Source organism: Pedobacter lithocola (genome assembly GCF_042650845.1).
In the GTDB taxonomy this organism is placed as follows: domain Bacteria; phylum Bacteroidota; class Bacteroidia; order Sphingobacteriales; family Sphingobacteriaceae; genus Pedobacter; species Pedobacter lithocola.
In genome coordinates, this window is record NZ_JBHSBW010000002.1 from 1 (window position 1) to 593 (window position 593).

1 protein-coding gene is annotated in these 593 nt (G+C 43.7%); it reads right to left on the bottom strand.

The features are described 5' to 3' along the window. On the bottom strand, positions 1 to 593 hold a 593-nt coding region (locus ACFOWA_RS00745), incomplete at both ends, for a hypothetical protein (protein WP_378980863.1).

The following is a 593-nucleotide window of genomic DNA, read 5'->3' on the forward strand; positions in this document are numbered from 1 at the left end:
ATTATAAGTAAGTACATCATTTGGCTTAACCGTTGCAGGATTTCCTACAATCGTTTTCGTTGAAGTAATCTTGCCTTCTGTTGGTACCACAACTTCTGGTAACTCAGGGTTGTTCGGGTCAATCGGATCTACAACCGAGGCAACGTTTTTAATCTGTGTTGTGCCTGCCTGAAGTGTTGGTATAACTGTAGCAGTGAAACTCAATACGAGTGTTCCGTTTGCCGGTACTGTTAATGCAGACCAGTTAATTGTACCGTTCGTCAATGTACCGCCATTGCTGATTGCCGTAATGTTTGTCAACGTAGCAGGAACCGCGTCACTTGCCGTTACGCCTGTTTTTACAGTGCCATAACTGTTGCTAATCGTAATGTTATAAGTTAATACATCATTCGGCTTAACCGTTGCAGGATTTCCTACAATTGTTTTAGTAGCTGTAATCTTGCCTTCTGTCGGCACCACAACTTCTGGTAACTCAGGGTTGTTCAGGTCAATCGGATCTACAACCGAGGCAACGTTTTTAATCTGTGTTGTGCCTGCCGGAAGTGTTGGTATAACTGTAGCAGTGAAACTCAATACGAGTGTTCCGTTTGCCG